Origin of the sequence: Lichenihabitans sp. Uapishka_5, assembly GCF_033947565.1 — a bacterium.
Lineage (GTDB): Bacteria > Pseudomonadota > Alphaproteobacteria > Rhizobiales > Beijerinckiaceae > Lichenihabitans.
Map to the genome: position 1 here is coordinate 1 of NZ_JARPVX010000108.1, position 9,956 is coordinate 9,956.

Here is a 9,956-nt window from a genome sequence, read left to right on the forward strand (position 1 = left end):
ATAGGATGCACGCGGATGAGAGGTCAACCGGGGAAATCCTTAAACCGTCAGAAAAACGTCAGGGGACCGTCGCGGATGAAGGCAAGCTGCTGAAACTATAAGCGAAATCAGCAGTTCAAGTGGCTTCGACCGATTTGATGCATGCCGCCGCCTGGATGGCGGCTTAGACCTGCTCGACCGTCGTCCAGCGGCCGCCTTCGGCTGACGATTGAACGCAGGCAGCAATGAAGGTCATGCCGGCTAGGCCATCCTCAATCGTTGGGTAGGTCACGGCTGGATCGACGGCTTGGTTGCTACTTGCCGCCTCGATCGCTGCGGCGGCCTCACTGTAGAGCGTGGCAAAGCCCTCGAGGTAGCCTTCCGGATGACCGGGCGGCACGCGCGAGACGCGCCGATTGGCAGGACCAGCGCCGGCGCCGTTGCGTGTGAGCAGCTGCTTCGGTTCGCCAAAACGGGTGAACCACAGCTCGTTCGGCTGCTCCTGGTGCCATTCGAGACCGCCTTTGGTGCCGTAGACGCGCAGGGATTGGCTGTTTTCATGCCCGACGGCGATCTGGCTGGCCCATAGCATTCCCTTGGCGCCCCCCTCGAAACGCAGCAGCACCTCGACACTGTCGTCGAGCCGCCGTCCGGGAACGAAGCTGGTGAGATCGGCTAGCACGGACTCGAGCCTCAGCCCAGTGACGAAGCTCAGCATGTTGAACGCGTGGGTGCCGATGTCGCCGATCGCGCCCCCGGCTCCAGACCGCCCAGGATCGGTGCGCCATTCGGCCTGCTTGGAACCGGTCGCCTCGGCGGCTTCCGTCAGCCAGTCCTGGATGTATTCCGACTGCACGTAGCGCAACGGGCCGAGCGCGCCCGCGGCGATCATCTCCCTGGCTTGCCGGATCATCGGATAGCCGGTGTAATTATGGGTGAGAACGAAGAGCCTGCCCGAGGCCCTCACGGCTGCTGCCAGGGCTTTGGCCTCATCGAACGTCGCGGTCAGAGGCTTGTCGCAGATGACGTGGATGCCAGCGTCCAGGAAGGCCTTGGCGGCTGGGTAATGCATGTGGTTGGGCGTCACGATCGCCACGACCTGAATGCCATCGGGGCGCGCCGCCTCGTCTCGCGCCATTGTGGCGAAATCGTCGTAAACACGTTCGGGGTCGAGGCCGAGCGCGGCACCCGAGCGTTGAGCCTTCTCAGCCGTCGACGACAAGGCGCCAGCCACCAACGTGAACCGATCGTCGAGGCGTGCCGCGATGCGGTGTACGGCACCGATGAAGGCCCCCTCCCCGCCTCCCACCATGCCAAGGCGGATGCGACCGCCCCCCAGGCGTGCCGCGGATGCTTCGATGGTCATGTCGGCTCCCTCCGTGCTGCAATGGCCGGGGTATCGCCATCGCCCCAGCGACCGCGTCGCGGAACACGGTGGCGACGACACCCGGTGGACATCCGGGATGGCGCCCTTCAGCATCACCGGTCATTCGAGCACACCGGAGCGATCGAAGTCGACCGTTCGATTGATGGCCGCGAGCGGGGCCTGGCCGAATTCGATGTTGCACCGACCCGGAGCGACCATCCCTGCAACGGGTCGGGATACGAACCCCTGGATGGCCGGGTGGTCGACCCTAAGCCTGGAAGCGGGCTAGGCGACCCACGGGTGTTCCCAGCACGGCGTCGTCGCGCATGACGGCCACGCCTCGCACCACCGTCGCCACTGGCCAACCCTGTACGGTGGTACCCGCGAACGGCGTCCAACCGCATGGGGACGCGATCCAGCTATCTTCGATGGTACGTCGCCGCGCCATGTCGACGAGGGTGAAGTCACCATCATAGCCGGCAGCGATACGTCCCTTGCCGAGAAGGCCGTAGACCCGAGCGGGACCTGCGGCCATCAGGTCGACGAGACGTGTCAGCGACAGCCGTCCGGCGCTGACGTGATCGAGCATCAGCGGCACAAGCGTCTGCACACCCGTCAAGCCGGCTGGGCATTCGGGCCAGGGCAGCGCCTTGGCGGCGCGCGAATGCGGCGCATGATCCGAGCCGATCGTGTCAACGGTGCCGTCGTTGATGGCGGCCCAGCTGGCGACGCGATGGCGCTCGCCACGGATCGGCGGGTTCATCACCCCGAAGCCGCCGAGACGGTCATAGCAATCAGGCGCCACCTGAGTCAGATGGTTGACCAGCACCTCGACGGTCGCGAGGTCGCGGAAGTCCCGCAGATAGCTGAGCTCCTCGGCTGTCGAGACGTGCAGGATGTGGGCCGCCCTGCCGGTGCGGCGTGCGAGCGCCATCAAGCGGCGCGTGCCCAGGAAGGCGCATTCCTCATCGCGCCACTCCATGTGGCTGCGGTGCGGCATGCCCGAGCGGAACAAGGGTTTGCGGGCCTGCAGCCGGTATTCATCCTCGCTATGGAATGCGATACGGCGGTGGCCCGCCCGCATGACCTGTTCGATGTGGTCGTCGTCCTCGACCATCAGGGTGCCGGTGGATGAGCCGGCGAAGACCTTGATGGCGCAGACGCCGAGCTCCCGCTCGAGCGCGGCCAACTGGTCGATATTCGTCTTGGTGCCGCCGACGTAGAGGCCGATATCGCACCAGCTTCGACCTTCAACATAGCCGCGCTTCCACCCCAGGCGTTCGTGGTCGACCACAGGTGGATTGGTGTTCGGCATATCGAACACGGTCGCGATACCGCCCAGGACCGCGGCCTTGGTGCCGGATTCGAGCGTCTCGACAGCGGGATCGCCCGGGTCGCGCAAGTGGACGTGGCTGTCGATCAGGCCCGGCAGCACGTGCAGTCCCTTGGCATCGATGGTGGTTTCGGCGTCATCGGCCGATAGCACACCGATCGCAGCGATGCGGCCGTCGCGAACACCCACGTCGGCCGACTGCTCGCCCCAGGGCAGAACCAGTGTGCCCCCCCGGATGATCAGGTCGTGATGCATGGAGGATCCCTTCTCGGTGCCGACGCTCGCGGGCGGCCCTGACCGCGCGCCTTGTCCTGCCATCCGATCGAACCGAGCGCCACCCGATGGGAGAGTTAATCTCACGCGATCTCGGTTGTTTGCGCGACCGATGCGGCGCCGATTTATGGCTGGTTTGCAGGGTGCTGACGTGGCAACTGAACGTCGGCCCGATGCGTCGACAAATGCCACGCGGACTGGTGGATCGCACCCTGGTGTCGCTCTCAGCGATGCGGCCGGCGTGAAGCTGGGAAGCCGGGACACCGACCGCATGTCGAGGATCGCTCGACTAAGCGCTACCTAGCGGAGATGAAACCTATAAACCAGGATATTTGTTGCGCTGCAACATACTGATTTGTGTCTGCAGCCATATTGATTTGTTGCGAGTAGGCACAAGCAACGGTATCGGCCGACCATGATGGTGGGTCACGCAGTGAGAAAGGTCGATCGCTTCGAGCTTGCATGGACGAGATCGGTTTATCTGTTCAGCTATGTGAATGGAGTTGGAAATAAATTCCGCGCTGAAGTTCTCGCAATGCGTCTCAATCTATCAAGCCTCCATATTGAATCAACCGTAAGGAAAGTCGACTTTGTCGAAGGTTTGCCCGCGTGATTGCGTTCACCGCGACACTATTGTTAACAGTCTGCCTGAGTTGCGAGGACCCACGCCCATTATCAGCTTAGTTCGAAATTCTATCCTGCCTTAACTGTGTTCAGACACGCATGTCAGAAGAGGCTATTCACCTAACGACATTCGCAATGCCGTTCCATAGAAACGACCATGCTCAAATCCGTCAAAAAAAGGGAAGCAAACATTGGGGTCGGAAAATCGACCTCACAACGTGTTTTTTTGGTGCTCCCTAGGGGAATCGAACCCCTGTTTTCGCCGTGAGAGAGGGGTAACGCGGGTCTAGCGAGACAATGGCGAACACCGGCGCACACCGTGTTTGCCTCTGCACTTCCCATTTGCCGGCCTTGACTGTTCGCCTGCATCCGCTCACATCCTTTCCGTACATCGTCCGTACGGATCTCTGCCATGGCGCGCGTCGTCAAGAACCCAAAGCTGGACAGCCGATCGGCTCGGGCGAAGCTCGCCCAGCGCCGGGAGCCCTACTGGACTGTGCTATCGACCGGCTGCGCCCTCGGCTATCGGCGAGGCGCGAAGGGCGGCACGTGGGTGGCCCGCCTCCGTGGTGACGATGGAGCGCAGAACTACGAGGCGCTAGGCGCGGCCGACGACGCCAGCGACCCGGACGGGCTGATCGTTCACAGCTTCGCCCAGGCGCAAGAACGCGCTCGCGAGTTCTTCGGCAAGAAGGCGCGCGAGCTTGCCGGGCATACCGCACCCGATCTCGGCCCGTACACCGTCAGCCATGCCATTGCCGACTATTTGGCCGAGCGCGAGCGCAAGGGGTCGAAGGGTGTCCGCGCCGATGGCTACGCTGCCGATGCCCGGATCATCCCGATGCTGGGCGGCATCGAGGTCGACAAGCTGACAGCCAGGGCTGTCCGGGGCTGGCTTGAGGCGACCGAGAAGGCCCCCAAGCTCCTGCGCAGCCGCAAGGCCGCCGAGACCCGCCGCACGGTCGCCGTGTACGCTGACGACCCCGACGCCCTGCGGGCTCGAAAGGCCACTGCGAACCGCCTGCTGACGGTCTTAAAAGCTGCGCTCAACTTCGCCTTCCAAGAAGGTCGAGCCACGTCGGATGAGGCATGGCGCAAGGTGAAGGCCTATCGCGAGGTGGACGCCCCTGTCGTTCACTTCCTGTCCGCCCCGGAATGCGTGCGGCTCGTCAACTCCTGTCAGAGCTCATTTCGCGACCTTGTCCGCGGCGCCCTCGTCACTGGATGCCGCTATGGCGAGCTAACCCGCATGCGCGTGTCCGAGTACCACCCCGACGCAGGCACCGTCACGGTGCGGATCTCGAAATCAGGCAAGGCGCGGCATGTAGCCCTGACCGACGAAGGACGGCAGGTGTTCGACGCGCTTACGGCTGGCCAGAAGGGCGGGGACCTGGTGTTTACCCGCGATGACGGGAACGCTTGGGGCGCTTCCCACCAGCAACGCCCGCTCGAGGAAGCGGCGCGAGCTGCGAGCCTGGACCCCGCGCCAACATTTCACATTTTGAGGCATACCTACGCCAGCGCCCTCGCCATGAAGGGCGTGAGCATGCGCGTCATCGCCGATCAGCTCGGGCATGCAGACACGCGGGTGACGGAACGCCACTATGCGCGACTGGCGCCATCCTACGTCGCAGATGTGGTGCGGGCCGCCCTGCCGGCCATGGGGATCATGGATGGGACCTCGCCGGTCACTCGCCATGCCAGGGCTAGTAGCCGGGCAGGCTGAAAGGAAAGAGGTCACCACCGTTGCCGAAGATCTTTGCACAATGCGTGCCGAGCGAGGTGGTCGAGATGGCGCTCGCCCAAACCATCGGCAGCAAGGTCGAGGCCGCCTACCGGCGCGGTGATCTGTTCGATAAGCGCCGCAAGCTGATGGACGCCTGGGCGGCATTCTGCGCCAAGCCGGCCGGCAGCCAGGTAGTGCAACTCGGGAAGGTATTGGCTTGACCTACATACCAAAGGACAGAGTCGAGGGCGCCTATGACCGCGGCCCACATTCCGCGCCAACGAGAACTGGCGCTGCTGTGGGCTGATCTCATCATGCTCGGGCGACCGCTGGCTGTGGAGCTTCTGACGGGCCACCGCCACGGGCGGGACGGTGGTGCGGGGCTCGGGGGACCGCTACGGCCTTATGCTCGGTACGCAACGGGAGACGATGAGTTCTAGGTCGCTAGGCAAGCATGAACCAAGTCGTGCTGTTGATCGGTTATATCGAGACTTCCCTTTGCGCATTCCTGGATTAGACGAAGTAAGCTGTGTTCGATCGTGCAAACAGGCTTGATGATACTGCGCAAGCTTTTTGAAAGAGCTGCAGCTAGGCGTACTTCGTAGAACTCATCCAGGCAGACCCAGGTCGGTTTGCGCAGGTAGCAAGACTGAGGAGGGAGGAAAAAGTTATAGAAGCGGTCCGTTTGGCATCCGAAAGTGTTTCCGCGACCGTGCTGACGGGAGGTGGTTTTGGCTACTACTGCAATCTCGCGATCGGATCCGAGAACTAGAAAAAGCTTCTCGCCGCTTTGTCCATCATGAAACGCAAACTCCTCGTCGAAAAACACCGAACCAGGGTTCATCTAAGTTTTTCCAGAAGCTCCTTCCTGTCCGATGCGATCCGGCTCACTGCCTCGTGCTCGTCAGGACGAATAGCCAGATCATACGGAATTACGCCCTGCGGATTGCCACTCTCATGATAGACACGATCCCACGGCTGGTTTTCCAAGTGCGTGGCCTCGATCATGTCATCGGCGAGCGTCGTCCGATATTCATTCGCGAGATCGTCGAGAAGCCTTCTCTCGCGTCGTGAAAAATGGCGGCCGTCGAAGGGGCTCTTCGAATGGATTTTGAGCATGTACCCATCTCTAATGGGCTTTTGCTCGAAACGAAACGCGTCTTCGAGATCGGCTTGAGGAGCGTCTATTTCGTTGTATAACGAAACAGGCACAGGCCCCTTTGGCCACGCATTATATGCGAGCCCTGTAACGCTGCGACCGGTAGCTTTGAAATGCTCAAAGTCAAAAAAGTACAGCAGCTTAAAGAGTTTGATTTTCCCGCAATTCGACGTGTTTCGGACGAAAAAGTTGATCGCCTGAATCAGCTTCTCGCGCTCGTGGCTGATGAGCATCACTGCTAATCCTTGTTCAAGAGCACGATCGATTGTTGATCCTAACGCCTCCTTGTGAATCACTGTTAACACAGGGATTGACAGATCCGCAATTGTGTTCCTGTCGCATCATCCTTGCTGCAAAATTTCAGATCTGATTGGCCTTTGTGGCGATCCATGCTGCAAGATCCTCTTTCCGCCATCTCACGCACACTTCCCCGAGCTGCAGCATCTTCGAGAATTTGGAGCGTGCAAAGGCCGAAGCCGCTGCACAGTGGTCGGCATCGCTTGTAGAGGCACCAAACAAAGAGGCCGCCTCACGTTGCCGTGGGCGGCCCAAGTCTAGGGAGGAAACGCCCAAATGGGCGAGCCATATCCATGCACGATGCGTGCCAAGCGAGGTAGCCGGCGCGGCGCATGGCTGGTGGCCAGCCGTCATTGAAGGTTGAGCAGGGCAGCGAGGCGAATTGCGGCTTCCTCGGTCTCAATCCGAGCCAGAACCTCAACACCGTCCGGATCTCCGTGACGCTGTTCAAACAGAAAATAGCCGCCGGCATCATACGGGTCTTGCCCACAAGCAGCAATTTTTCGTTTGGAAAGAGGCGCGATGCAAAGGCTTGCGTCGTCACTCATATTCGCGCTCAAATAGAGTGCATCCATCGCCCTACTCCCCGAGGTCCGAGTGACCGAACCTACTTACCGAATGCGGTCCAGATGCGAGCTTCGCGTCCGCGAGCTTGCCGATTATATGGCCGCATCGAACCAACGTCGCCGTTCCATTTTGCGCACCTTTCGATACCAAAAGATCGCGCGCTCCATTCAGCATAAGGAAGCTCGGATCAGCATCACCAAGTGGCTCCGAGAGGGTCAAGGTGACACAGCAGCCTTGAAGCGCGTGGCCGACGTGATCCGGGGCCGCATGACGGCAAGTGACTTCGAGGCCGACCAGAACGATCACAACGCCGATTATATCGAGGCATTCGTTACAGCCTTTCCCACGATGGCCATCCCAGTTTGCGAGATGTTGCCCGTCGCGGCTCGCGGTGCGGTCAACCTGAACGGCACAATCGTGGTCTACAACCCTGACATTGCGATCGCTCGCACGACGCAGAAGAACACCAGAAAAATCGGAGGTGTGTTCCTAAGGTACGCGAAGGGCAAGGAGCTGCCCGAAGTCGCAGCCGAGTTCCAAAGCGCCTTCACGTTCGGTTTTTTGAAAGACACACCGTTCGAGCCAGAGGCCGAGCCGGAAAAGAAGCTCTGCATCACCATCGACGGGAACACCGGCAAAGTGTTCGAGGCACCTGGGAGAGCTGTCTATCTATGGAACGAGATGAGTGCCGCTTGCGCTGACATCGCAGCCCTATGGCCTACCATTGAGCCGCCGCCCAACGCCATTCTTGGCTGATCCGTTTGTTCACTTGCCAGCAACCCTCGGCAGCAAGGTGCCTCCGGGCGCGCCATCCGCGTACCGCTGTCGTGCTGGCGGCGCGTCGCTTATCGGACTGTTAAGCGAAACCGCTCTAGATCGTTTCCAGGCTCGGCCTTCGGCGACTGATGGCGTCAACCGAAGGCCTTAGGGAGCCAGTCGGCGGGTCCATCTGGACGCGGGAGCCTTTGCACGGGATGCCCGTCCATCACGCCGACGATCAGCTTATATGCCGTCGGTCGATAGGTTTGCGTTAACGCTGCCTCATCGTTTCAGTCCCACTTGCGCGAGCTCGGCTTGTCTACTGCCGCCCTATTGTCCGTTAGGCGTGATCGGTGTTGTCAAAGCAGGCACGGGCGCGGGGCCGCCAAAACGCGCCGTCACAGGCACTTGCCGCACAGACGGGCCGCGAAAAGTACGAACACCATCGATATGCTCGTTCAGAGACTCGTGAACAGGCGCTCCCAACCGATCCAGCACCACGTCGAGCCCTTCGCGACGCGCCAGCTTGGCGGCTGGAACGAAATCACTGTCACCGACGATCAGGATCACTTGATCGACCTGCTGCTTATAAGCCAGCGACGCCACATCGAGCCCAAGACGCATGTCGACGCCCTTTTGTGAGGTCTCGACTGCAAAATCCTCGTCCGTGAGGTCGTCGAACGCACGAGCCTTGTTGAGCAAGTCTTTCAACACGCCTGGCTTAAGCCGCCATTCTGACGCCTCGAGCAGATGCCCCATACGAAGGGCTACCTTCCGTTTGCTCCTCAGATGCTCATGCAGAGCGAGGCGGAATACAGCCGTTGATGATTTCGCGAAATCAGTTCCTCGCTTCGAGACCGGAAAGTGCATCTTCTTGGCGAGAGGCGGACAATCGTAGAAGAATATCCTGTGAAGGTCGAACGTCTCCGTACCGGCGCTCGTCCTTTGCTCTTTATGCCTCAAGGCATGGGCGTGAATGACATCCGCCACAGCCTTGGCGTCATTGGGATCCGTCGCTGGATAGATCGAGCGAAGCCGCTTGAGGAAAAAGCCGCCGTCGACAAGAACGGCCATGCGATTGCGAGGATGCATCGAGCGCCTGAAACGTCGAAGCCCCTGGGCTCGGCTTTCCCATCATGAACGGCTGTGCCGGGGGAAGCGTACTGCCAGGGGCTGCTGCGTGTTCATATGACCACGCGTGTCTGAACGTCAAGACACCATAACGGTATGGCGCAAGGCTGACGAAAGCATTGTGCCGGACGTGTTCTCCGCGTCCCTGTTTGGAACGACGGGGCAAAAATATCATTCATCCGAGCTGAAAGCGCTGCTGGACGAAGCCGATCGGCACCTACGCCTGCCATCGTGTGTGCAACGGATCGACCTCATCAACGATAGGCGCAAGGAGCTGGTAACTCACGCCTATGACACTGGACGCCCGCAAGAATGACTCATCAATAAGCTCGACGACGAGCACGAAGCCTTCAATTTCGTCGTCACACTCAAGGACGCCGATTTGATTTTCAACTCGGTTCAGGCGTTCTGGGCCGGCCAGAAGACGCGGCTGCTTCTTCTTTGGGTTTGTTAGCTCACCGTGCTTGTAGGCCGCAGCAAGGTCACGAAGCGCTCGAAATTCGTGGCAGCGCTCTGCGAGAAGGTCACGAAACTCATCGTCCCGTTTCATGGAAACGACAGTGGGATGTTCGATCTGCTTCATTGCAGAGAAAATTACACCCGCTAGGGCATCGAGCGTCAGCACTGCATTTACGGTCGCCCGAAGATCCCCAGGCTGCTCTTGGGAGAGCTGCATGTTGGGTTGCAGAGCTACGCGGGAATTTGGGTGACGCGGCAGTCAGGCGGCGCGGTCTGACGTGCG

At 60.6% G+C, this 9,956-nt stretch carries 9 protein-coding genes and 1 pseudogene; 3 read left to right on the forward strand and 7 right to left on the reverse strand.

Features of this window, described 5'->3' with window-relative positions:
- Window positions 1–163: 163 nt before the first annotated feature.
- Both P7D22_RS20835 and P7D22_RS20840 read right to left on the reverse strand, forming a co-directional pair.
- Window positions 164–1,345, reverse strand: coding sequence for a Gfo/Idh/MocA family protein (locus P7D22_RS20835; protein ID WP_319936181.1), 1,182 nt, complete (start codon window positions 1,343–1,345; stop codon window positions 164–166).
- Between the two features lie 268 nt (window positions 1,346–1,613).
- Window positions 1,614–2,933 carry a dihydroorotase gene (locus tag P7D22_RS20840; protein ID WP_319936182.1) on the reverse strand — a complete coding sequence of 440 codons (1,320 nt, stop codon included), beginning with the start codon at window positions 2,931–2,933 and terminating at the stop codon, window positions 1,614–1,616.
- A 1,054-nt stretch (window positions 2,934–3,987) separates the two neighbouring features.
- Here P7D22_RS20840 and P7D22_RS20845 point away from each other — a divergent pair.
- Both P7D22_RS20845 and P7D22_RS20850 read left to right on the forward strand, forming a co-directional pair.
- Window positions 3,988–5,301: a tyrosine-type recombinase/integrase gene (locus P7D22_RS20845; RefSeq protein WP_319936183.1), complete on the forward strand. Its 1,314-nt coding sequence runs from the start codon at window positions 3,988–3,990 to the stop codon at window positions 5,299–5,301.
- A gap of 47 nt (window positions 5,302–5,348) precedes the next feature.
- Window positions 5,349–5,522 (forward strand): annotated as a pseudogene (locus P7D22_RS20850) (integrase); the annotation flags it as partial.
- A 215-nt stretch (window positions 5,523–5,737) separates the two neighbouring features.
- Here the strand turns inward: P7D22_RS20850 and P7D22_RS20855 are convergent.
- The 3 genes from P7D22_RS20855 to P7D22_RS20865 all read right to left on the reverse strand — a co-directional run bounded on the left by P7D22_RS20855 (window position 5,738) and on the right by P7D22_RS20865 (window position 7,332).
- Window positions 5,738–6,145 (reverse strand): hypothetical protein, encoded by a 408-nt coding sequence (locus P7D22_RS20855; RefSeq protein ID WP_319936184.1) that lies wholly within the window; start codon window positions 6,143–6,145, stop codon window positions 5,738–5,740.
- A complete protein-coding gene (locus tag P7D22_RS20860) occupies window positions 6,142–6,693 on the reverse strand; it encodes a Panacea domain-containing protein (protein ID WP_319936189.1) in 552 nt (183 codons plus the stop codon). Before P7D22_RS20860 ends, P7D22_RS20855 begins: the two co-directional genes overlap by 4 nt.
- Before the next feature lie 414 nt (window positions 6,694–7,107).
- Window positions 7,108–7,332, reverse strand: coding sequence for a hypothetical protein (locus tag P7D22_RS20865; RefSeq protein WP_319936185.1), 225 nt, complete (start codon window positions 7,330–7,332; stop codon window positions 7,108–7,110).
- Window positions 7,333–7,420: 88 nt separating this feature from the next.
- On the opposite strand from P7D22_RS20865, the gene P7D22_RS20870 reads away from it, so the two are divergent.
- On the forward strand, window positions 7,421–8,080 hold the full coding sequence (locus tag P7D22_RS20870) for a hypothetical protein (RefSeq protein ID WP_319936186.1): 660 nt from the start codon (window positions 7,421–7,423) through the stop codon (window positions 8,078–8,080).
- A gap of 333 nt (window positions 8,081–8,413) precedes the next feature.
- On the opposite strand, the gene P7D22_RS20875 is transcribed toward P7D22_RS20870, so the two are convergent.
- Complete coding sequence (locus P7D22_RS20875) at window positions 8,414–9,157, reverse strand: NYN domain-containing protein (RefSeq protein WP_319936187.1); 744 nt, start codon at window positions 9,155–9,157, stop codon at window positions 8,414–8,416.
- Window positions 9,158–9,431: 274 nt separating this feature from the next.
- Window positions 9,432–9,890, reverse strand: a complete 459-nt coding sequence (locus P7D22_RS20880) for a hypothetical protein (RefSeq protein ID WP_319936188.1) — start codon at window positions 9,888–9,890, stop codon at window positions 9,432–9,434.
- Between the last annotated feature and the right edge of the window lie 66 nt (window positions 9,891–9,956).